The organism is Streptomyces sp. NPDC014995 (assembly GCF_043080745.1).
Lineage (GTDB): Bacteria > Actinomycetota > Actinomycetes > Streptomycetales > Streptomycetaceae > Streptomyces.
In genome coordinates, this window is the sequence record NZ_JBIBVX010000002.1 from 142,889 (window position 1) to 164,624 (window position 21,736).

The 21,736-nt window shown below is 70.0% G+C and carries 24 protein-coding genes and 1 tRNA gene; 16 read left to right on the plus strand and 9 right to left on the minus strand.

The genetic code is table 11. From position 1 onward, the window contains the following. Window positions 1-173: 173 nt before the first annotated feature. Genes ACF1A1_RS05040 through ACF1A1_RS05050 form a run of 3 tightly spaced genes read right to left on the minus strand, consistent with a single transcriptional unit; the run spans window position 174 to window position 2,640 of the window. A complete protein-coding gene (locus ACF1A1_RS05040; protein ID WP_391645553.1) occupies window positions 174-1,340 on the minus strand; it encodes a lipid-transfer protein in 1,167 nt (388 codons plus the stop codon). Continuing rightward, window positions 1,337-1,750: a MaoC/PaaZ C-terminal domain-containing protein gene (locus tag ACF1A1_RS05045; RefSeq protein WP_391645555.1), complete on the minus strand. Its 414-nt coding sequence runs from the start codon at window positions 1,748-1,750 to the stop codon at window positions 1,337-1,339. The genes ACF1A1_RS05040 and ACF1A1_RS05045 overlap by 4 nt, the downstream gene beginning before the upstream one ends. After that, window positions 1,729-2,640, minus strand: coding sequence for a bifunctional MaoC family dehydratase N-terminal/OB-fold nucleic acid binding domain-containing protein (locus ACF1A1_RS05050; protein WP_391645557.1), 912 nt, complete (start codon window positions 2,638-2,640; stop codon window positions 1,729-1,731). Before ACF1A1_RS05050 ends, ACF1A1_RS05045 begins: the two co-directional genes overlap by 22 nt. A 213-nt stretch (window positions 2,641-2,853) precedes the next feature. Between ACF1A1_RS05050 and ACF1A1_RS05055 the strand changes: the two genes are divergently transcribed. Beyond that, the gene (locus ACF1A1_RS05055; protein ID WP_391645559.1) at window positions 2,854-3,732 is read left to right on the plus strand and encodes a bifunctional DNA primase/polymerase; all 879 of its coding nucleotides are present in this window, start codon (window positions 2,854-2,856) and stop codon (window positions 3,730-3,732) included. Here ACF1A1_RS05055 and ACF1A1_RS05060 read toward each other — a convergent pair. The 4 genes from ACF1A1_RS05060 to ACF1A1_RS05075 form a co-directional block, all read right to left on the minus strand. Next, window positions 3,695-4,225, minus strand: a complete 531-nt coding sequence (locus ACF1A1_RS05060) for a hypothetical protein (RefSeq protein WP_391645561.1) — start codon at window positions 4,223-4,225, stop codon at window positions 3,695-3,697. The two genes, ACF1A1_RS05055 and ACF1A1_RS05060, sit on opposite strands and share 38 nt — an antisense overlap. A gap of 335 nt (window positions 4,226-4,560) precedes the next feature. Then, the gene (locus tag ACF1A1_RS05065; RefSeq protein ID WP_391645563.1) at window positions 4,561-4,800 is read right to left on the minus strand and encodes a hypothetical protein; all 240 of its coding nucleotides are present in this window, start codon (window positions 4,798-4,800) and stop codon (window positions 4,561-4,563) included. A gap of 223 nt (window positions 4,801-5,023) precedes the next feature. After that, window positions 5,024-5,122, minus strand: a tRNA-Ser gene (locus ACF1A1_RS05070). A gap of 77 nt (window positions 5,123-5,199) precedes the next feature. Next, entirely contained in the window at window positions 5,200-6,201 is a 1,002-nt protein-coding gene (locus ACF1A1_RS05075) for a hypothetical protein (RefSeq protein ID WP_391645565.1), read from the minus strand. A 292-nt stretch (window positions 6,202-6,493) separates the two neighbouring features. On the opposite strand from ACF1A1_RS05075, the gene ACF1A1_RS05080 reads away from it, so the two are divergent. Then, entirely contained in the window at window positions 6,494-7,321 is an 828-nt protein-coding gene (locus ACF1A1_RS05080) for a hypothetical protein (protein ID WP_391645567.1), read from the plus strand. Between the two features lie 5 nt (window positions 7,322-7,326). After that, window positions 7,327-7,944, plus strand: coding sequence for a hypothetical protein (locus ACF1A1_RS05085; RefSeq protein ID WP_391645568.1), 618 nt, complete (start codon window positions 7,327-7,329; stop codon window positions 7,942-7,944). A gap of 104 nt (window positions 7,945-8,048) precedes the next feature. On the opposite strand, the gene ACF1A1_RS05090 is transcribed toward ACF1A1_RS05085, so the two are convergent. Then, window positions 8,049-8,486 carry a hypothetical protein gene (locus ACF1A1_RS05090; protein ID WP_391645570.1) on the minus strand — a complete coding sequence of 146 codons (438 nt, stop codon included), beginning with the start codon at window positions 8,484-8,486 and terminating at the stop codon, window positions 8,049-8,051. A gap of 262 nt (window positions 8,487-8,748) precedes the next feature. Further along, window positions 8,749-9,513: a GntR family transcriptional regulator gene (locus ACF1A1_RS05095; RefSeq protein ID WP_391645572.1), complete on the minus strand. Its 765-nt coding sequence runs from the start codon at window positions 9,511-9,513 to the stop codon at window positions 8,749-8,751. A gap of 859 nt (window positions 9,514-10,372) precedes the next feature. Between ACF1A1_RS05095 and ACF1A1_RS05100 the strand changes: the two genes are divergently transcribed. From ACF1A1_RS05100 to ACF1A1_RS05160, 13 genes are all read left to right on the plus strand, one after another. After that, window positions 10,373-10,684: a hypothetical protein gene (locus ACF1A1_RS05100; RefSeq protein WP_391645574.1), complete on the plus strand. Its 312-nt coding sequence runs from the start codon at window positions 10,373-10,375 to the stop codon at window positions 10,682-10,684. After that, window positions 10,681-10,995, plus strand: coding sequence for a hypothetical protein (locus ACF1A1_RS05105; protein ID WP_391645576.1), 315 nt, complete (start codon window positions 10,681-10,683; stop codon window positions 10,993-10,995). The genes ACF1A1_RS05100 and ACF1A1_RS05105 overlap by 4 nt, the downstream gene beginning before the upstream one ends. After that, window positions 10,992-11,861 (plus strand): DUF2637 domain-containing protein, encoded by an 870-nt coding sequence (locus ACF1A1_RS05110; RefSeq protein ID WP_391645578.1) that lies wholly within the window; start codon window positions 10,992-10,994, stop codon window positions 11,859-11,861. The genes ACF1A1_RS05105 and ACF1A1_RS05110 overlap by 4 nt, the downstream gene beginning before the upstream one ends. Continuing rightward, window positions 11,861-12,199 (plus strand): RRQRL motif-containing zinc-binding protein, encoded by a 339-nt coding sequence (locus tag ACF1A1_RS05115; protein ID WP_391645580.1) that lies wholly within the window; start codon window positions 11,861-11,863, stop codon window positions 12,197-12,199. Before ACF1A1_RS05110 ends, ACF1A1_RS05115 begins: the two co-directional genes overlap by 1 nt. A 76-nt stretch (window positions 12,200-12,275) precedes the next feature. Beyond that, the gene (locus ACF1A1_RS05120; protein WP_391645582.1) at window positions 12,276-13,895 is read left to right on the plus strand and encodes a hypothetical protein; all 1,620 of its coding nucleotides are present in this window, start codon (window positions 12,276-12,278) and stop codon (window positions 13,893-13,895) included. Window positions 13,896-13,897: 2 nt separating this feature from the next. Continuing rightward, entirely contained in the window at window positions 13,898-16,012 is a 2,115-nt protein-coding gene (locus ACF1A1_RS05125) for a hypothetical protein (protein WP_391645584.1), read from the plus strand. A 232-nt stretch (window positions 16,013-16,244) separates the two neighbouring features. After that, window positions 16,245-16,556 carry a hypothetical protein gene (locus tag ACF1A1_RS05130; RefSeq protein ID WP_391645586.1) on the plus strand — a complete coding sequence of 104 codons (312 nt, stop codon included), beginning with the start codon at window positions 16,245-16,247 and terminating at the stop codon, window positions 16,554-16,556. Between the two features lie 89 nt (window positions 16,557-16,645). Further along, a complete protein-coding gene (locus tag ACF1A1_RS05135) occupies window positions 16,646-17,338 on the plus strand; it encodes an SAM-dependent methyltransferase (RefSeq protein ID WP_391645588.1) in 693 nt (230 codons plus the stop codon). Next, window positions 17,335-18,261: a bifunctional DNA primase/polymerase gene (locus tag ACF1A1_RS05140; protein ID WP_391645590.1), complete on the plus strand. Its 927-nt coding sequence runs from the start codon at window positions 17,335-17,337 to the stop codon at window positions 18,259-18,261. The genes ACF1A1_RS05135 and ACF1A1_RS05140 overlap by 4 nt, the downstream gene beginning before the upstream one ends. Window positions 18,262-18,332: 71 nt before the next feature. Next, complete coding sequence (locus ACF1A1_RS05145; RefSeq protein WP_391645592.1) at window positions 18,333-18,677, plus strand: hypothetical protein; 345 nt, start codon at window positions 18,333-18,335, stop codon at window positions 18,675-18,677. Then, window positions 18,674-19,909: a DUF3631 domain-containing protein gene (locus ACF1A1_RS05150; RefSeq protein WP_391645594.1), complete on the plus strand. Its 1,236-nt coding sequence runs from the start codon at window positions 18,674-18,676 to the stop codon at window positions 19,907-19,909. The genes ACF1A1_RS05145 and ACF1A1_RS05150 overlap by 4 nt, the downstream gene beginning before the upstream one ends. A gap of 164 nt (window positions 19,910-20,073) precedes the next feature. Continuing rightward, on the plus strand, window positions 20,074-20,262 hold the full coding sequence (locus ACF1A1_RS05155) for a helix-turn-helix transcriptional regulator (RefSeq protein ID WP_391645596.1): 189 nt from the start codon (window positions 20,074-20,076) through the stop codon (window positions 20,260-20,262). Window positions 20,263-20,319: 57 nt separating this feature from the next. Further along, complete coding sequence (locus tag ACF1A1_RS05160) at window positions 20,320-21,729, plus strand: tyrosine-type recombinase/integrase (RefSeq protein WP_391645598.1); 1,410 nt, start codon at window positions 20,320-20,322, stop codon at window positions 21,727-21,729. Window positions 21,730-21,736 lie beyond the last annotated feature (7 nt).

Below are 21,736 nucleotides of genomic sequence, written 5' to 3' on the forward strand. Positions count from 1 at the left end.
TGCGGGCCGGAAGGAGATGCGGGCAGTAAGGGCATGAGGGGCGGTAAGGCATGGGGGGCGCCTAAGGGCACGGGGCGGTAAGGCATGCGTCGGCCGTGGGCGGTGAGGCCCGCGCGGGCGAGCACCGGTCCGGTGATCGTGCGTGGCCCCCCGGGGAGGAAGCGCGGCCCGGCTCAGCCGTCGGCCTCCAGCACCAGCCCCGAGGTCGGCACCCCGGTGCCCGCCGTCACCAGGGTCCGGGCCGCCCCCGGCACCTGGTTCACGGACGTGCCGCGCAGTTGCCGTACGGCCTCCGCGATGCCGTTCATGCCGTGGAGGTAGGCCTCGCCGAGCTGGCCGCCGTGCGTGTTGAGGGGGAGGCGGTCCTCGGTCACGTAGGCGGCAGCCTCGCCGGGTGGGCAGAAGCCGAACTCCTCCAGTTGCATCAGCACGAACGGGGTGAAGTGGTCGTACAGGATGCCCACGTCGATGTCGGCGGGCGCGAGGCCCGAGGTCCGCCACAGCTGGCGGGCGACCACGCCCATCTCCGGCAGGCCGGTCAGGTCGTCGCGGTAGAAGCCGGTCATCTGCTCCTGGGCCCGCCCGGCGCCCTGCGCCGCCGCGGCGACGACGGCGGGCGGATGCGGCAGGTCGCGGGCGCGCTCCACGGAGGTGACGACCAGCGCCTGGCCGCCGTCGGTCTCCTGGCAGCAGTCCAGCAGCCGCAGCGGCTCGGCGATCCACCGCGAGGCCGCGTGGTCGGCGAGGGTGATCGGCCGGCCGTGGAAGTACGCCGCCGGGTTGGCCGCCGCGTGCCGGCGCGCCGTGACGGCCACCGGCCCGAACGCCTCCGGGGTCAGCCCGTAGGCGTACAGGTAGCGCTGCGCCGCCATCGCCACCCAGGAGGCCGGGGTGAGCAGCCCGAACGGCAGCGTCCAGCCGAGCGCCGTGCCCTCCGCCGACGGCTCCCGGTGCCGTACGCCCGCGCCGAAGCGGCGGCCCGAGCGCTCGTTGAAGGCGCGGTAGCAGACGACGACCTCGGCCACCCCGGTGGCGACGGCGAGCGCCGCCTGCTGGACGGTCGCGCAGGCCGCGCCGCCCCCGTAGTGGACGCGGGAGAAGAAGGACAGCTCGCCCATGCCGCAGGCCTGGGCCACGGTGATCTCCGGGCTGGTGTCCATGGTGAACGTCACCAGACCGTCCACGTCGGCCGGGGTGAGCCCCGCGTCGTCCAGCGCCGCCCGCACCGCCTCCGCCGCCAGCCGCAGCTCGCTGCGCCCCGAGTCCTTGGAGAACTCCGTCGCCCCGATCCCGGCGATCGCCGCCCGCCCGCCGAGGGCGTCCCGGGTCCGGACGCTCATGCCGCGCCTCCCGGCGGGACGGGGGCGCGGCGGGGGACGGTGACGGTGACCGTGCCGGTGACGTGCCGTCCGATGCCGTTCTCCCCGGTGACGCGCACCACCGCCGTGTCCCCGTCGACCTCCTCGACCGTGCCCCGCAGGACCATCGTGTCGCCCGGATGGTTGGGGGCGCCGAGCCGGATGGCGACCCTGCGGAGCACCGCCGTCGGGCCGAAGTGGTCGGTGATGTAGCGGCCGACCAGGCCGTTGGTGGTGAGGATGTTCATGAAGACGTCCGGCGAGCCCTTCGCGCGGGCGGCCTCCGGGTCGTGGTGCACGTCCTGGTAGTCGCGGGAGGCGACCGCACCGGCCACGATCAGGGTGCGGGTCACCGGGATCTCCAGCGGCCTCAGCTCGTCCCCGGGCCGCACGCCGCCACCCCCTGGAAGACCGGCAGCACCAGCTCCTCGTCGTAGCGCCGGAAGTCGAGCCGCACCGGCATACCGACCCGGACCTCGTCGTACGGCACGCCGACCACGTTGCTGACGATGCGGACGCCCTCGGCGAGCTGGACCAGGGCGACCGCGTAGGGCGGGTCGAAGGCCGGGAAGGGCGGGTGGTGCATCACGACGTACGAGAAGACCGTGCCCTCGCCGCCCGCCTCGACGGTGTCCCAGTCCGGGGAACCGCAGGCGTGGCAGCCGGGCAGCCACGGGAGGCGGAGGGTGGCGCAGGCGGCGCAGCGCTGGATGAGGAGGCGGTGGCGGCTGACGCCCTCCCAGAAGCCGGCGTTGTCACGGTTGACCACCGGGCGGGGGCGGCGCTCCTTCGGTTTCCGGTGCGCGGGCGCGTACTTGAGGATGCGGAAGCGGTGGGTGCCGGCGAGTTCGCCGTCCACGCGCACGTCGGTGCGGGTGGTGACGAAGTGGCCGGTGCCCAGCTTGGTGGTCTTGCGCTCCGACACCGACTCGATCACCGTGTCGAAGGTGACCTCGTCGTCCGGCCGCAGGGGACGGACGTACTCCTGCTCGCAGTCGGTGGCGACGACCGACGTGCAGCCCGCCCGGTCGAGGAGGGCGAGGAGTTCCTCGTAGGGCCGGGCGCGCCCCGCGTGGCCGCCGAGGCCGCCCATGGTCCACGCCTGGAGCATGGTGGGCGGGGCGATCGCGTCGGGCCCGGTGTAGGCGGGGTTCCGGTCGCCCATCGCCTCGCACCAGTGCCGGATCATGGGCGCGTTGACGGGGTCCCGGCCGGTACCGGCGACGGCGGCGGGCCGCCCCTCGTAGGCCTTCAGCCGTGCGTGGAGCTCGTCGTCACCCACGACCGCACTCCTCCCGGGACCCGTACGGAACGGTTTCCTGACTGTCCGTCAGATACCGACTCCTGTCAAGGTCACCCGGCCCCGCCCGCGCACGGCGGCACCGAAGCACCTCCGCGCGAGCGTTCCGCTCGCACCTCCCGCCGGTCCGCCCGCCCGCACCCACCCCGGCGACAACCCCTTCCCTTTTTCGAACACACATACGAACATGGAGCCATGGCCACCACCGACCGGTACCCCCGGCAGGCCACCACGCTGGCCCTCGCCCACGCCCTGTCGGCCGCCGAACGCGGTCTGGCCGTCCTCCCCCTGTCCCGGACGAAGCTCCCCGCGCTGCGCTCCCCCCACCGCGACGACCCGACCGCCCCGCCCTGCCACGGCGAGTGCGGCCGCCCCGGCCACGGTGTGTACGACGCCACCACCGACCCGGTCCGCATCCGCGCCCTCTTCGCCGCCGCCCCCTGGGCCACCGGCTACGGCATCGCCTGCGGCCTGCCCCCGCACCATCTGATCGGCGTCGACCTCGACACCAAGTCCGGCGCGGACTCCTCGGCCGCCCTGCGCGAACTGGCCCTGCGGCACCTGTTCACGATCCCGCCCACGGTCGTCGTCCTCACCCCCTCCGGCGGCCGCCACCTCTGGCTCACCGGCCCGCCCGACGTCGTCGTCCCCAACTCGGCCGGCCGCCTCGCCCCCGGCATCGACATCCGGGGCGCCGGCGGCTACCTGGTCGGCCCCGGCTCCCGCACCGCACACGGCGTGTACGCCACCGCCCCCGGCACCGCACACCTCGCTCCCGCGCCCTGCCCGCGCGCCCTCCTGCGCCTCCTGCTCCCCCCGCCCCGCACGCACCACCCCGCGCCCCCTGCGGCGGGCGGCGCGCACGGCCGCGGCCTGGTCCAGTTCGTCCTCGCCGCGCACGAGGGGCAGCGCAACACCCGGCTGTTCTGGGCGGCCTGCCGGGCGTACGAGGACGGCATCGGACCGGAGCTGTCCGACGCCCTCGTCGCCGCCGCCGTACACACCGGCCTGACCGAACGCGAGGCCCGCGCGACGGTCACCTCGGCGGAGCGCCTGACGATCCACCGCTCGTGAGCACCGGGGGACCGGGCTCCGCTCTCTCCAGGACGTATGTGCTGCGCGAGTCCGGGTCGCCGAAGAAGAAGTAGAGCGTGAGCGCCTCCTTGTCGTCGCGCTCCAACTCGAACGTCCATGTGTAGGTCCTGGGCGCCTCGGAGCGGTCCGCAGGCGGGTCGAGAGGCTCGCCGGGCTCGGGCGCGCGAGTCGCCACCGCGGTGCGTGAGGTGAGAGTCAGCTGCACGTGCCGACCGTCGCTCCACCCGGTCCGCCGGTCGGTCACCTTCCAGCTCCCCGTACCCGACAGGCGCCACCTGTCATGGAAGTCCCACTCCTGTCCGTCCAGGAGACGGATGTCGGCCTTCCCGTCGGGCCGGAAGACGACGTTCGTCCGGTCGTAGCCGATCCACGACCCCGATACTTCGGCCGGCTTCGCGTCATGCAGGGCGGGCACTGCGTCGTACGTGTGCGGACCGCATCCCGCGAGCGCGAGCAGACAGACGACGAACACCGCGCGCCACCCTCGGCCTCGGGCAGGACCGGATGAGCAGGCCGGCACGACCATCCCCTCCCCGTAGGAGGCAGCACCGACGGCGACCACGAGTCGACCGTTCGACGATGACGACCGCCATGTTGACAGCTCTTTTGAACATGTTCAACTGCTGGGCTGGGGGGCGCGTGGGAAGCCACGGGGGCGCAGTGCCGAGCGGGGTCCGTGTCCGATCGAGATCAGAGGTGCCCGCGCAGGGCACGGCGGCGCGGGGCGGGCGTCGGCGCCCACAGGGGGGCGAACACGAACACCAGGCCAGGGCTGGGCTGGACTGGACTGGGAAGGCAGAGGTCGGATCAGAACCCGTCGTGGCCGGGGCGGTCGGACGCCGTGTCCGCCGTGCCGTCCTGAGTGTCGGGAAACATCAGCCGGGCGGAGAAGACGATCACTCCCAGGGACCCCAGTGCCAGGCCGTGACGCAACCACCTCATGCCGCCCTCCCAGTCCCGGGGAGGACCGAGGACCAGCCAGACCGCAACGGCGACGCCGACCAGCGCGCCGGCCGCACCAGCCGTGCGACGTAATCCAGGACTCATGCCCCAATGATCTCCGCCGGCCTCCGGCCCCACAATCGAAAAGGCGGCGAGTGCCGTACCCGTCCGCGACGGCCACGGGGGCGGCGAGCCCGAGGCCCTCGGATCGCGTGCCCCCTCCGTGCCCGCCGGCGGTGACCCACGCGGAACGGCGGTCGTCGGCCGGCAGCCGTCAGCAAGACGGCCCCTGACCGTCTTACCTGGTCAGAGGCCGTTCATCCTGCGGTGGGTGTGGGATTTGAACCCACGGTGACATCGCTGCCACGACGGTTTTCAAGACCGTTGCGCTGTCGCTAGGGATCCGCTCCCTGACCTGCGTCAACCCTCTGCGGGAGACGGTCCGGCCTACCGTTGGCCCACACATGGCCCATACCTGGCCAACGCCAGGCGGTGCTCAGCCCCTCAGGGGCCCGAGAGCCCGAGGTCCTTCGCCAGACCCTGGATAGCGCTGGCGTCCGCCAGCGAGATGTTGGGGTGTACTCCAATGGACAGTGATACGTCGGGGCTGTCAAGAGACGAAATCATCACACCCACACCCCGGAACGGAGTCGACTCGGGTAGCTGGGAAGCCAATCGTGTTGCCCAGGTCTGCTGCGGCCTCATCCAGGCAAGTCCGGTCTGCGACGCTTCCACCAGCAAGATCGTCGGAATGGACATAGCCTGCTGCCGCTTCTGGTCCTCGTTCAGGACTTCCAGAACCTTCTTCTCCAGGTCCTGGAAGTGGCCGCTCAGTGTGCCACCGGTGCTGGTCACCACTCGCCGACCGGTCGGTGGAGCCGCCGTCTCTATGATCTGTACGGCGATCAGGAGCCGCTTCCGAGCGGTCCAAGGTTGTTGCACCGAGACCTCTACCGTGCCGTGCTCCCCGCGAAGCACGCGTTGGATGGTCTGCTCTACCAGCCGTGCCCGATCCGCAGCCTTTATTTCGAGCGGCCGTTCGTCACAAATGACGTGCACTACGACCGGCGCATGGATGTCGGCCAACGCGGCCTCTAGCTCCCCGTACAGGTCCCCGAGCCCGTCCAGCCGACGCGTCTTCACTTCGATGGCGAGATTCCGCTGACACAGGATCAGATCAGGTTGGGGTGCTCCATTGCGTCGGCCAAACTCGAAGGTCACGGCCGCCCGCGCTAGCTTTGCACCCGCCACGAGCTCGGCCCGGACGATCCGTAGATCCCCGTGAGTCTGCGCCTTCTGAAACTCGGTCCGTTCGCCATCGAGACGGAGCGGTTGTGCCGCCTCCAGTGTCTCGATGACGCTGTCGTAGGCCATGAGGACCGCCCGGGTGTTGCTGTCTGAACCGCCACTCTGGGTGTCTGCCTTGATCATTTCGATGAGCGGGTGACTGGGCTTCGTCTTCTTCATCCAGAGGCTGAGGAAGGGGTAAGGACTCTGCTGGCTCATGGGTTGCCCTTCGCGGTAGCCGACCCGGATGTCACGATTAGCAGCCCGGCCAAGCTACCGCCCTGCGAAGTCTGACCGCTCGGCAATTCGTGCCCGTCTGTGAACGGCCCGCAGAGCGTCGCGCCGACTGCGCCCACGCGTCCCGTAACCTGCTCGAACGTACGTCTCCAGGCACATCGACGTAGCTCGGCAAGACATCCACACGCCACATTGCACGTGGACGCGCTCACGCACCGGCCAACACCTCCGTAAAGGTGTGTCGCCCGCGGAGCGCCCGTGCTGCAATGTCGTGATGAGTGAGACAACGCGCGATCTGCCTGCTGACGAACGAGCTGCCTGCCTGATCGCGGAACGGGTCCTTGGAGCCACAGCGATCCCTTGGGACGTCGACGGACGCCAAGGGGCCGTCGACGCCATGCTGATCCTGCCTTCCGGTAAAAGAGCTGCTTTTGAGGTAACCAAACTTGCCGCCGACGGTGCCCTACAAATTGACTCCATCTTGGGCAGAGACAACCATGCCTGGCCTGCTCCCGGTCGCTGGTGGTGGTCGATCGAGATAGGTTCCCCGTACGACATCCCCCGACTCCGAAAATGCTATGCACGTCTTGCACTACTCTGCGAGCAATACAATGTAAATAGCCCCTATGCCCTTTGGCGCGCGAACTACGAGGATCCGGATCTTTCCTGGCTAATCGAAGATTCCACATCGGATATGCACGGCTACCCGTCGGTTCCGGCCGTTGAAGGGAATTTGAAGAGAGACGTAATGGTCGTTCCGAGCGGTCGAGGTGGAGGCGTTGACCGTTCGCTAAATGGGCTCCGGTCGGCGCTCGATGAGGCGTTTCTGCGCCCACACATGAATAAACATCTCGACAAAATCGCGAGAGCGGAGGCAGATGAACGTCATTTGTTCGTGCCGCTACACTTTACCGCTCTGCCGTTTAATGTGGCATACGGCTTGATGGAGGGAGATGCATTGCCAACCACCCCTCCTCCTCTGCCAATATCGGTTACGCACCTCTGGCTAGCACCCCAGTTCGCGCAACGAGTACTCCTCTGGACGCCTGACGGCTGGCAACAGCATTACCCATATGACAACCCACACGACAGAGATGAGTAGTGCAAATGTCCAAGAGGAGCAAAGTTAGATTCGCCTTCACTATTCAGCACGGCGAAAATCGTGGCCTGACAAGCGGATCGCTTCGCGTATGGACCAGCAAAGAAGACACCTACATGACCTCCGTTGCACTCAATGGCACATGGAAGGTTTCGCTGCATGGAGAAGTTGCATGGCGAATCGCCGTGACAGCCGAGCATCTGCGGAGCGAAAATCCAGTTTGGCCCGTAACGGAGGATCGCGCACCGTGGAAATTCGCCCCCACGGAGTTCGTAGATGGCCGTCGTCTCGCGTTCGTCGTGGCTGCTTCAAGGGGGGCACTTATACCTGGTCCGCTCGACGCCAATGACACTCATATAGCCGTAGAAGATCGCTGGGATCAGATCACAATGGCACAGATCTGGATGACGGAGCCTGATGTCGACCTGCCTGATGGCATCCGGCTGATCGGAGGCCCCTTGCCGCTTGCGAGTGGCAGAAGCGTATGGGTGACCGCAGATGTTCAGGAGGTGCCCGGAGAAAGGGAAAGCATGGTAGCTAGCGGCATCATGGCGCAACCCTTGATGCCCGACACTCATGACGTGTCCGCTCCTGGCATTCTTTTGAGAGGCGTTCACGTTGCATAGGTACAGCCTTCGGAAGCGGGGAAGAACCGGCGACTTTCCCTTTGCCGGCCTGTATCTGCAAGGGTCACTGCCTAATTGAGCAATTGACAAGTAACCGATCAGTTTCAGTTCCGCAGGCCTGCACCACCCGCACTCTCCAGGAGGGCAGTCACAGTTTCTGTGGTCCAGTGACCAGCGGCCCCGGGACGGTTTGCCAAGTACTCGGCAATCCGCTCGCATGACCACCCGTGAGACTCACCCAGACCGGAGCCAAGATTCCGGAGGTAGTTAGCGGCCGGCGAGTTCCACTCGACGTCGCCCATGCACCAGGGAGCCGTGAAGGTCAGGACCGGGTGCCCGTCGAGATACCCAGGACAGACCAGCGTCTCGTACCGTCCGGGACCCATCACAGCGCGCCCCGACTCCAGCACCTTGGCAAGGTCGAGATTCTCCCCCGGCTTTCGGTACATCTCTTGAGCGGCGATATCCGAGAACTGCTCTGCCGTGAGCAGGTAGGCCCGGGCGGCCATCTGGCCGTCAACGTCCGGATCGTAGAAGCCCATACCTCCAGTCCACGCCTGGGATTCAAGGGCGAAGTACAACGCGCCTGGGAGCATCACGGGCACCGTGCGTTCCGGCGGGCTGCCGTCACGACATCCGGGGTATGTACGACGGCCCCCAGGCGGGCGTCCGCCCACGAGGTAGTAAGTGAGCCGTGCCAAGTGCATGTTGGAGCCGAAGGCTGCGTACCAAACCTGCCGAGGGTGGACCGACTCGGAGGACTGCGGCGCAAACCGGTCCAGTTGCCTAGGAATGATCAAGGGGTTACTCCGCCGAAACGTCGTAGCGGATGATGTGGCGGTCCCCGGGCAAGACACTGATCATGACGCGTAGTGCGCGTCCGTCCTTGTCGTAGCCAGTGCGCCGGTGCACAGCGACTGGGGTCCCGGCCGGCAGGCCGAGCTTCTCGGACTCCGCGCGAGTCGGCATCCGCACAGTGATCTCATCCTGGTAGCGCTCCGTGATAAGGCCACTGGCTGCGAGCACACCACCGGGTGCGGACACGTCCTCGGGCAACATCAACGGCGTCCCCCTGACGAGTTCTTCAGGGAAGTAGGAATCCGCGATGGCGTAGGGCTCCTGGTCCACGTACCTCACCCTTTCCCGGACAACGGTCAAGGCGGTCTCAGGGTCGAGACCCAACTGTTCGGCCACGTCGGGCGGTGGGCGCCTGATGGAGACGTTGACCTCTTGGCGGGGTTTCCTACCGCTCTCCTCCACCACGGTTGACCACTGATCGCCGTTGCTATGTGCCGAGTTGTGTCGTGATCGCGACTCGAGCACTGACCAGTCCCAGACGGCGGCCGGGTGCTTCTTCCGCACGAAGCTGCCGCGCCCCTGACCAGCAACCAGCAATCCCTCGTCCGTGAGCCGCCTGAGAGCGAGCCGGATGGTGTTGCGACTCGCCGAGTACTGGCCCATCAGCTGGTGTTCGGTGGGCAGTTGCTGGCCAGGCTTCAGCTCGCCCGTGTCGATGAGATGCCGCAGCTCATCGGCGATGCGGTGGTAACGGGGCGTCTGCTCACCCACGTTGACTCTCCTAGATCTTTGACGGACTTGTTCCAACAACATACGCCGATTCGCTTGCGCACCCCAAGCGAGACATGCAAACTCATGACCCATCAGGTTGTTGGAACAAGTCCAACTGCTCGGTCAGCACCATCTTCTGACGGCCTGTAGGCACCCTGAGTGCTGATTGCTTGAGAACTGAACAGTGATCGTGCGGGGCTGACGCGGAGGCGGCGGTCGCGGCAGGTGCCTAGGGCGAGGGTCCGGGGGCAAACCGTCGTGATGAACGTCGCCTCTCCCCTACGCGCTTGGCAGGCGCCACCCGGTCTCCGGGTGTGGAGAAGTACAGCGGGGCCCCAACGCACGTGGCGGCAAGAGTGAGACCGCCCCCGCGGCGACCGGGTGATGTCGTCGGCGGCACGCCAACCTGCACCTGCTTCGTGCAAGCCGCCCTGCTGGCGTCAGAGCAGTGACGATGACGCACCCGACTCTTCCGGCTCGGGACCGGTGCTCCGCGGCAACGGCGAACCGGTGAAGCCGTGTCCCTGCGATCTGCGGGAGGTCGGTCATGAACCGACGACATACCTAGGGCACCGTCCGTGCCGGACCGACACAGACGGCATCGCCCACTGAGTCTCTACAGCCCCTCCCGTGTGCGGGGTGCCCCGGTTCTGACCGGTGGTCTCGTGCCGCGTACGGGGGTCATGCCGCAGCGTCGCCGGCGCTGCGGCCGGTTGCCTCCCCCGCCCGTCCGGCTCGCCCCTCGTGCGGCGGCCGTACGGGCGGGGTGCGGGGAGCCGTCGGCTCCAACGGCGCGCGGCTCCCGGGGTGCCTCCCGGGAGCCGCTTTCGGGCCGTTCCACGTGAAGGAGAGACGACCCATGAAGTGCATCGTTGCTGGTCATGAAGCCGTTACGGCGGCCGAGTTCGCGGAGTTGGCGTTCGGTCTCGACCGGGAGCTGTTCGCCGGTCCCGCCGTGGCGGAGTCCGAGGAGGAGCGGGCGGCCCGTCTGGACGTGGCGCGCGAGGTGCTCGCGGAGCTGCGCGAGACGGACCCGCAGGCCGCCGCGTACGCGGCCACGCTGCTGCGCACGAGCCCGCTCAAGGCGCGGCCGAACGTGCGCCGTGCGCGTGGGAGCTCCCGGCGTCAGCGCACCGTGCGCTGCACCACCGTTTCGGGGGTGGCGGCGTGAGCGTGCAGAACCTGGCCGCGCAGGCGGCCACCATCACGTGCCTGGCCGGTCTCGCCGTCGCTCACCCCCACCTGCCCGGCGCCTACATCACTGTCAGCCAGCACTCACCGCGTGCGCTGAGTGTTCAGCTCGACAGCCCCGCCGCGCTGGAGGCGTGGCGGGAGGCGTTGGGTGTCGACGCCGGCCTGGTCGTCGCCGACCGGATCGGCGACCGGCCGTCGCTGGAGTTCGAGGCGACCGTCTACGGCGTCGACTTCCGCGTCTACGCCGTGTACACGGCGGCGACCGCTTCGGCGGGGGGTGCGGCGTGAACCGTTCCGGTAAGACGCTGCTGGTCCTGGCGCTGGTCGCCGTGGTGGCCATGGCGTTCCGGGTTTCGTGGAACGCGCTACGGGACGTGGCCCGGGTGGTCGGCGCGGATGCGACCGCGGCGACGCTGTACCCGTTTGTGGTGGACGGTCTGATGGCGCTGGCTCTGGTGGCCACGCTCGTGCTGACCGAGGAACGCGACAAGCGGTTCGCGCTGCGGGTGCTGGCCACCTACACCCTCGCGTCGCTGGTGCTGAACTACGTGCACGGGCTCGTCCCCGCCGCGCACGGCGCCGGCCGAGTGCGGCTGGCCGAGTGGGACATGGCGCACTGGGTGCTCGTCCTGCTCGCCACGTCCCTTCCGGTCGGTTCCATCTACTTCGGCTCCGACCTAGTGGCCAAGGTGCTGCACCAGCGCGGCCCCGCCGCACAGGAGCAGGTGTGCGGGCCGGACGGAGAGGAATCCGCACCCCGCCCGCACGCCCCCGCACCCGTCGGCCAGAGCGCCCCGGTCCCGCTGGCCGCTGCTCCGATTCCTGCGGCGTCTGTGCTGGTTGCGGCCCGTGCGGATGACGGACGGGAGGGTGATCCGCACACCCCGCACACCGCCAGCACGCCCGAGGCTGAGAGCGCCGATGACGCGCTGCGCCAGGCACAGTTCGAGGAGGCGGAGTTGGAGCGGATGCGGCAGGACGCCCGCCGTGCGTATGCCGAGTCCGCACAGGCGGGCCGCCCACTCAGCGCCCGTGCGCTGGGTGAGGCATTCGGCATGAGCGAGTCGTGGGGACGCAAGCAGATCCTCGCGGTCCGCGACGACGAGCAGCCGGCCCGGCCGGTCCTGCGGCCAGTCGACACAGCGGGCGTCTGATGCCCGCCGTTCCGGTCTACCGGTGGCGCCTCGCCCCGGACGGATTGGCTACGCGCCGCCAACTGCGCGCGCTCGGGCTGCGGCCCGGCGGGCAGGACGTGGCCGCGCAGCTCGAACGCCCCCGCCGACGGCGAGAACCGCTGGTCGCCTACCTCTACCTCATCGAGCAGGCCAAGCCCGTGAGGCCGATGACGCCCGCGAAGTGGGCGGCCCTGGGCAAGGCCAACGCCGCCCGGCGGATCTGCCCGAAGTGCGGGCGGGATGCCGGATACGTCGTCCCGCCCTCGCTCGGCATGTGCACCCCGTGTGCCTACCCCGAGGAACAGCGCGCTGCATAAGCCCTGTTGGCAGGCCCGGCCACACGCCTCCTACAGCACCGGCCGGGCCCTACTCCCCTGAAGGAGTGCTCACAGCATGACGGAACTCAGCGCCGAGCCGGTAGCCATCCCGGCTCCCGCACCGCCCCCGCCCCCGCCCGCACCCGCGCCGGTCGAGCAGGCCCCGGCCGATACGGGTGTGGAACACACGCCCGGCGGGTGGCCGGTGGTCCCGCTCGCTCTGGCCGGGGCGAACAGCACCGTGGGCATGGTCGCCACCGCGGCCCTGGCCGGCGGCCCGATCGCCGCCATGGTCGCCGCGACCGGCGCCGTCGTCCTCGGCACCGTGGCAGGCTCCCGCAGCCGAAAGACCAACCCGCGCAAGGAAGCCCGCCGCACCGCCGCCCGCACGGCCGGCCGGTCCGCCGCCCGCAGCGCGGGCCTGCGCCGCACCGGAGCAGGCACCGTCGGCAGCAGCCCAGCCGGGGGCAACCGTTCGGCGGGTTCTCGCGCTGGCCGCTCCGGTAGCAAGTCGGCCAACGGTTCCGGCCAGCACCGCCGCGGAGCAGGCACGACCGCCCGCCACAGCGACACCGCAACCGGCATGACCGGGAAGACCCGCAGCAAGACCGGCCCGGGCACGTCCAAGCGTGCGGCCGGGACCCTTGCGAACGCTGCGGGCAAGATGGGGCAGGTCAAGGCCCTGCGGTCCGCGCAGCAGGCCGCGGCTGGCTCTCGGGCCGGTCAGCGGGCACAGACCACCGCTGCCCGCCGAGCGGTCGCGGACGCCCGCCGCAACGCCAAGGCCCGCACCACCGCTCGCGGCACCAGGGGAATCACCTCCCGCGCCGGTCGCCGGGGCGGTCTGGGTGGCCGGATGCTCGGCAGTGCAGCCCGCAAGGCCCGCGTCGCGCGGGACGCGGCGATCGCCAAGAACCGAGCCCAGCGCGACGCCAAGACCGCTGGCACGGTCGCCACCAAGCGCAGCGCGGTCCGTAAGGCGCCCGCTCGGCGGGCGGCGCGGCAGGCGTTGCGCCGGTCTGCGGCCCGATTCCACGGCCGGCGCCTGCTCGCCGCCCTGCTCGCCCTGCCGCTCGGTCTGCTCGGTCTGGTCACCAGCCCGATCGGCCGGAAGCTCGGACTGCCTTGGCTCGTCCACCCCGGACGGCGCCTGTTCCGCCGTCTGGTCGGCGTCGCTGCCGAGCAGCGGGCCGCGCGGGATGAGGCGATCCGGCAGGAGCAGGCCGAGCAGGAAGCCGCCGCCGACGCGGAGGCCGCCAAGGACGGCGCCGACGGCATCGCCGACAGCGTCGAGCGACCCGCATCCACCGTTCCCACCAGCACGAACGACCCGTCGATCGAGGGAGAGCACGTGTCCGGTTTCCGGTTCGAAGAGGCCGCCGCCGAAATGGAGCAGGCCGCCACCCAGTACGACCCCGAGAACGCCATGGAGATCCTCGCCATGGTCGAGGGCTTGCCCGCCGCGCTCACGAGCGTGGCGAACGTGATGAAGATCCTCGCCGAGCGCTCCGACAGTGAGTTCCCGTTGGAGAAGGAAGTCGCGGACGGCTTCAACGACATCTTCGGCGCCCTGATGAGCGCCGTCGCGGTCGCGGAAGACATGGGACCGCTGTTCCGGCAGGCCCACGAGCAGGACATCGCCCGCCACGAGGACCCCCGCAACGGCACCGAGGCTGAGAAGGGCTGGAACGTCTGATCATGGCCACCACCGCCACCGCCAAGCAGAACGCGAGCAGTGGCCCGGTGCTGGACTGGGCGGCCGGTCACGGACCCGTGACCGGCGCCCTGTCCGCCACCACCGGAGCCTTCGCCGTCGCCACCACCGGCGCCGCCACCGCCATGCCGCCCGGCTGGGCCCTGGCCGTCGGCGCGGCTGGCGCCCTCGGCCACACCATCGTCGGCCTGCGCGTCCGCAACGCCGGCCGCACCCTGGCCACCCGCGCCGCCTCCTGGCTGGTCGGCGCCGGATGGACCACTTGGGCCATGACCACCGGGCCTCTCACCTGGACCGCCCTCGGCTCCCTCGCCACCATGGGCGTCGGCATCGGCGCCGCCGCCCGATCCTCCGCCCTGTTCGAGGAGGCACGCGAGGAGGAGGCCATCGCCGCGGAGCGGCGCCAGGTCGCCGCCGAGCTGTCCGCAGACCGGCGAGCGATCGCTGCGGAATGGGTCAACCGCATCCAGCGAGTGTGCTCGATCACCGTGCGCGTGGTCGGCGTCGAGCAGTGGGCCACCGGCGCCGGCTACTCCATCGACGCGGAGCTCCCGGCCGGCGGCGCCACCTGGAACAAGATCGCCGCGGAGTCTGCGCGGCTGTCGGCGGATGCGCGGTTGCCGCACGGCTGCACCGCCACCGCCTCCCCCGGCATCCACCAGGGCCGCGTCATCATCGACGTGACCACGGTCAACGTGCTGGAGCAGGAGCGCACCTACCCGTCCGACTACGGGCCGCTCTCCGTCCACACCGGCATCCCGTGGGGGTATCGGACCAACGCGGAACAGATCCTGGCCTACCTGCGCGAGCAGTGCGCCCTGATCGTCGGCCCGACTGGATCGGGCAAGACCAACATGGTCCACTCGATCCTCGCCGGGTTCGCCCGCGCCGACGACATCCTGACCTGGGTCATCGACCTCAACGCCGGATCGGCCGGCCTCCCGTGGGTGCTTCCCGCCCTCAACGGCGAGATCAACGCCCCGGACGGCAAGGCGGTCCGGCCCGGCATCGACTGGCTCGCCGGCACGTACGACGAGGCCATGACCATGCTCGATGTGGCCGTGCGCGTGGCCAAGCAGCGAAAGATGGGCTACCAGGACGTCCTGTCCCGCGCGAACACAGACCTGCTGCCCATCAGCGCGAAGATTCCCCAGATCATGCTGGTCATCGATGAGGGCGCGGAGATCCTGGCCAGCCCGGACCGGCAGGTCCGCAAGCTCGGCGAGAAGATCCTGGAAGTGATCCGGATCGCCCGCGCCATGGGCATCCGCACCGTCCTCACCGCCCTCGGGGCCACCGGCAGCGTGCTGAGCAACCTCATGATCCGCCGGGAAGCCAAGGTCCGCGTCGCCCTGACCGGCGGCGAGACGGAGGGCATGGACCTGTCGAAGATGTTCCCCGGCTCCCGCGGGCTGCGCGTCGACCAGGCCCCGCACAAGGGCGCCGGGTTCATGGGCACCCCGGAGTCGCCGGCCGCGCTGTTTAAGGCATGGCGCATCCTGCCCAACCAGATCCGGGAGATCATCGCTGCCACCTCCGATCGGCACCCCACCCTGGACGCAGTGTCGGCCAAGGCCGCCGGGCCCGCTTACGCCCGCCGCTGGGACTCGGACCGCACCACATGGATGCGCGACCAGGCCACCACCGACGACGCGAGCGTCACCGGCACGGCGGGAACGGGGCTGAAGCTGTCCGCGCTCAGCAGTCCGGAGCAGGCGCAGGTGTCGCCGGAAGACGAGATGCTGCGCAAGTTCCGCGAGCAGATCGACGCCCAGTTCGGCACCGCCCCCGAACCGCAGGCACCCGCGAATGACGGGCCGCCGGCCGCGGGCGGGCTGAACCTGTCGGCGCTGCGGGGCGAGCAGGACAGCCCCGCGCAACAGGCGGCCCTGGCGCTGCTGCTCGCCGCCGGCCGGGAGGGCACCGGGGCTTCCGCTATCGCCCGTGCGCTCTCCGCGGAGCACGGTACGTCCCGTCAGACGGTCGTGGGCTGGCTGCGGGACTGGGTGAAGGACGGCACCGCCGTCCGCGTCGGAGAGGGCACCAAGGCCCGCTACGTCCACCGCCAGCACGCCCCCGAGCAGCCACCCGAGGGCTGATCACTTGTCGCTTGTCGCCCACGCCAGAAGACATGCCGTCCGGCTGCGTCTGAGGGCGCGGAAACGGCTTGTGACCTGCAAGGCGACAAGCGACAAGACAAGACAAGCGACAAGCCACACGACAAGCACGCGACAAGGAAGACGACAAGCCACGCGACAAGCACAGCCACCCATCCGCGCGGGCCCGCACCACCTGGTGGTGCGGGCCCGCGGCTCACCCAAGGAGCCCGAAATGGACCACCGCACCCCGCCGGGGAACATCGCCCCGCACATACCTGCCGACGCCTACCGCCGCGCGCAGGCCACCGGACAGCCGGTCGTCATCGTCGTCCACGACACCCACCCGGCCGGCATTCCCTGGCGCCGCGCTCTGATCCCGTTCGCGATCGCCGGGGCCGCCGTCGCCGGCGGCTGGGGACTGGTCGCCTGCCTGTGCCTGCTGCTCGACGCCGCGGCCCACACCGCCACCGTCATCGCGGGCGCCGCTGGGCCCATCGGCATCGGCGGTATCACCCTCAAGCTCGCCCGCGGCAAGACCACCTAGATACGCCCGGGGCGACCGCCCCTCTCGCCAAAGATGCGCGGTCGCCCCGGCCAACCAGCCCACTACAGACCCGTTGGAGGTCTCCCAGCATGACGCAACCCGCCACCTTCCGGCGAGTGCGCGGCCGACGCCCGCGCTTACTGGACCTGTACTGCTGCCAGGGCGGCGCAGGCAAGGGCTACGACGACGCCGGGTTCGACGTGACCGGCGTCGACAAGGACCCGCAGCCCCGCTACCCGTTCCGGTTCGTCCAAGCCGACGCGATCGCGTTCGTCCTCGAACACGGCGCCGCGTTCGACTTCATCCATGCCTCGCCCCCGTGCCAGCACGACAGCGAGTGCCAGCGCATCCAGTCCAACGACCACCCCGACCTGATCGCCCCCACCCGCACGGCTCTTGAAGCGACAGGGCGGCCGTGGGCGATGGAGAACGTGCGCGGTGCGGTACCCAAGCTCCGTGCTCCGGTGATGTTGTGCGGGCAGATGTTCCGGCTGGCCAACTACCGGCACCGGTACTTCGAGACCGGCGGCGGCTTCACCCTCGCTCAGCCCGACCACCCCGCGCATTTGGTTCCACAGGCCAAGATGGGGCGCCCGGTCCCGCCCGGCCACTACGGGCAGTTCGTCGGCAACTTCTCCGGTGTCGCCCTCGCCCGTGAGGCGCTGGGTGTGCCGTGGATGAACCGCGACGGCATCCGCGAGTGCATCCCCCCGGCCTACGCCGAACACATCGGCCGCGCCGCCCTCACCATGCTCGCCCCGGTGCTGGGGGTGGCGGCATGAGCGGCATCCTGACCGTCGATCTGGCCTGCCTGCCCCTGCTCGCCTCCGCACTGTCGTCGGCAGAGCGCGGCTGGCCCGTCATTCCCCTGCACCCGAGGGCCAAGCGGCCCGCCGGGCACGCCGAACGCGTCTGCCGCGGCACCGGCCGGTGCGCGGGCGGGCACCGCAAGCCCGAGCAACGCGCCACCACCAGCCCCGACCTCATCCACGCCACCTGGGCGGCGCGCCCCTACAACGTGGGGATCGCGACCGGTCCGGCGGGGCTGCTAGTGGTCGATCTGGACGTGTGCAAGCCCGAAGAGCCGAAAGGAGCGCCTGACGGCGCCACTTCGTTGCAAGCGCTCTGCGAGCGCGCCGGCCAGGCCATCCCCGCGACCTACCGGGTGCGGACCGCGCGCGGCGGGGAGCACCTGTACTTCACCGCCCCGGCCGGTGTGCGGCTGAAGTGCAGCGCGAACCGTCTCGGACCGCACCTCGACACCCGCGCGTGGGGCGGCTACGTCGTCGCCCCGGGCAGCACCACCCCGGACGGCGCGTACGAGGTGGTCGACGACGCTCCGGTGGCACCGCTGCCCGGATGGCTGGCCGAACGGCTCACCGAGCCGGCCAGGCCCGCCGTCGTCGCTCTGGCGCCGCTGAGGGACGGCACGCGGGCCGCTCGCGTGGCACTGGAGCGGGAATGCGCGGTCATCGCCGCCGCGGCCGAGGGCGGACCCGGCGGACGCAACAACACCCTGCACAAGAGCGCCTGCAAGGTCGCCCGGTTCGTCGCATGGGGCGACCTCCCCCGAGACGTGGCGGAGCAGGCAATCCAGGGGGCGGGGGAGTCCACGGGCCTGCCGTCGGCCGAGTGCCGCACGACAATCCGCAGCGCCATGGACTGGGTCATCACCCACGCCACCCCACGGCAGGCAGCCTCATGACCGCCCCCGTCTCCCCCCGCCTGGATTGCCCCACCGGCCCGACCGCTGGCCCGCGCGCCGCTCCACAGCCTGTGGACACAGCGGGCGTAGGCGAGCCGAAAGGCGCCGCCCGTAAGGGCGTCATCACTGCTCTTCGCTCGAACCGGTCCCCGGCCCGTCCGGGAGACGACCCCACACCGGACGCCCCCGGCATCAGGGTCTTTGCCCCGCCCGTCTACCGGCACCACTACGACGGCGCCCGCTGGTCCACCAAGCCCGGCGCCCTGCCCACCGCCGCCTACGCCTGCTCCTGCGGGCAGACCGGCACCGCCACCGGCACCGAGAACGTGGCCGCACTGGTCGCCGAGTACGACGCCCACAAGTCCGCCTGCACCGGGGCGCCCCCCGCGCCCGCCGAAGGGAGGAACGCCGCATGACCGCCCCGAACGCCATCGACGGCGCCGCGCTGCTCGATGAGGTGGAAGCCTTCCACCGCCGCTTCAACGTCTTCCCCACCGAAGCCGCCTACGTCGCGGTCGCCCTGTGGGACGCGCACGCCCACCTCATCGACTGCTTCGAGACCACCCCGCGGATCGCGTTCCTGTCCCCGGAGCCGGGGTCGGGGAAGTCCCGGGCGCTGGAGATCGTGGAACTGCTCACGCCCCGCCCGGTCGCCACGGTGTCCGCGTCCGCCAATGCCCTCTACCGGCTGGTCGACTCCGCCGAGGGCCTGCCCACGGTGCTGTTCGACGAGGTGGACACCATCTTCGGCCCGAAGGCCGGCGCCGACGAGGCACTGCGTGGCTTCCTGAACGCTGGCTACCGCCGCATCGGCGGCGCCCTGCGCTGTGTCGGGGAAGGCTCCAACCAGAACGCGCAGGTTTTCAACTCCTACTGCGCGGTCGCCATGGCCGGACTCGGTTCGCTGCCCGACACCGTTCTGACCAGGTCGGTCATCGTCCGCATGCGCAAGCGCGCCCCGAACGAGAAGGTCGAGCCCTACCGCCAGCGCATCCACGAGAAGCAAGGGCACGCCCTGCGCGACCGGCTCGCCAAGTGGGCCGACACCGTCCGCGACCAGGTCGCCCAAGCCTGGCCGGCCATGCCCGACGGAGTCTCCGACCGGCCCGCCGACGTGTGGGAACCCCTGCTTGCCGTCGCGGACGCGATCGGAGGCGACTGGCCCGGCCGGGCCCGCGCCGCCTGCCTGGAACTGATCAGCGCCGCCCACGACAACGACGAAGCCTCACTCGGGGTGCGGCTGCTGACCGACCTGCGCGACAAGGTGTTCTGCGGCGCCGACCGGATGCCGACAGCCGCCATCATCGAATGCCTGCTGCGCATGGACGACGCCCCTTGGGGTGACCTGGACGACAAGCCGATCAACTCCCGGACCCTGGCCCGGCTGCTGGGTCAGTACGTCACCCCGGCCAACAAGCCGATCAAGCCGCGCGGTATCCGCACCCCCTCGGGCTTCCCCAAGGGCTACTACGCGGACGACCTCACGGACGCCTGGACGCGGTACTGCCCTCCGTCCCCGGAGGAATCCGCCACGTCCGCCACGTCCGCCACACCGCAGGTCAACAGGGATGAATGCGTGGCGGATACCGCCACAGCCATCCGCCACACGCCCGCGGAAACCGCCACACAGCCCACCCTCGCCCACTGACCGAGCAAGCGCCCTGGTGCCGCCCCATACCCCGCGGGGTGTGGCGGCACCTATCCGCCACAAGACCGCGATCCGCCACACGATCAAGGCTCTGACCTGCGATGTGGCGGCGTGGCGGACGTGGCGGATTCCCCAGAAGGAAGACGGAGACAAGGAGTCGCACTTTGGCCCACACCCAGATGCTCAAGCTCCCCGAAGTCCTTCAAGAGATCGGCATGAGCCGCGCTGCCTTCTACCGCATGCGAGCCCGCGGGCAGGCGCCCCGCCTCCGCAAGCTCCCCAACGGGCAACTGCGCGTGAGTCGGGCCGATTTGGACGCCTGGTGGCAGCGGTGCGGAGAGAACGCTGCATAACTTCACTCACCTACCAGAGGGGCCCGTATACGCGGGCCCCTCGCCCATTGGAGATCGATGCTCACGTACGACGTTGATATTTGGTCCATCCGCAAGCGCACCGGTCGCCAGAAACCGTACGAACTGCGCTGGCGAGTCGGATCCCGCCCCCACTCCAAAAGCTTCAAGTTAAAGCCGCAGGCAGACGGCCGCCGCGCGGAACTGATGACCGCGCTGCGCGAGCGCGAGCAGTTCGACGAGGACACCGGCCTGCCGGCGCGTGAACTCGCCGCACTCAACTCCCCCACCTGGTTCGAGCACGCCACGGCGTACGCGCTCATGAAGTGGCCGCGAGCTGCGGCCAAGCACCGCGCGGGAATCGCTGAGGCTCTCTCGGTCATCACGCCCACCCTGGTCACGACGACGCGCGGAGCGCCGGATCCGAAGACGCTGCGCAAGGCGCTCTACCAGTGGGCGTTCCGCGCGGTAGAGGGCCCGGAAGGCAAGCTGGTCGCGCGCCACGAGGCCGAGGAGCCGCCGCAGGAGATCACGGCGGCTTTATCTTGGCTCTCTGCGCACTCCATGAAGGTCAAGTCCCTGGAAAACCCCACGCTCTTGCGGCCGACGCTCGACGCTCTGTCGCGGCGCATGGACGGGAAGAAGGCTGCCGAAAACACCGCCCGGCGGAAACGCATGGTCCTCAGCAACCTTCTTCGGTACACCGTGGAGGAAAAAGGGCTGCTCTCCGCCAATCCTCTTCCCCGAGTCGACTGGACGCCTGCCGAGACGGACGACGAGATCGACTTCCGGTATGTGCCCGGACCAGCGCAGGCCCGTGCACTGATCAAGGCTGTGAGCGAGTCGGGGGAGCGGGGGCGGCACCTGGCAGCGTTCTTTGGGTGCCTGTACTACGCCGCCATGCGGCCAGCGGAGATCGCATCGCTGAAGGCTGCCGACTGCACGCTGCCGCCGGACACCCCCGAAGCGGCGGAACACTGGGGAGAGTTGCTGCTCGCCGAAAGCCGCCCAGAGGTGGGCGGAGGCTGGACGGACGACGGAGCATCGTACGAAACCAGAGGTCTCAAACGCCGGGCTCGCAAGGCAACGCGCCCAGTCCCGATTCCGCCCATCCTCGTCCGCATGCTGCGCGACCACATGGCGGCCTACGGGACGGCCCCTGACGGTCGCCTGTTCCGCGCTGCCAGGGGCGGGCGGGTGCGCTCCACCGAGTACTGCGACCTGTGGGATGCCGCACGGGCGCAGGCCCTCAGCGAAGAAGACGCGGCCTCGCCCCTCGCCGCAGTGCCGTACTCGCTCCGGCACGCAGGAGTGTCCCTGTGGATCAAGTCTGGGGTGGACCCGGTGGAGGTTGCCCGCCGGGCCGGCCACAGCATCGCCGTGCTCTTCCGCTTCTACGCCAAGATCCTCCAGGGCGGGCAGGCACGGTCCAATCAGCTCATCGCGCAGGAGCTGAACAAGGGCGGGTGATCGCCCC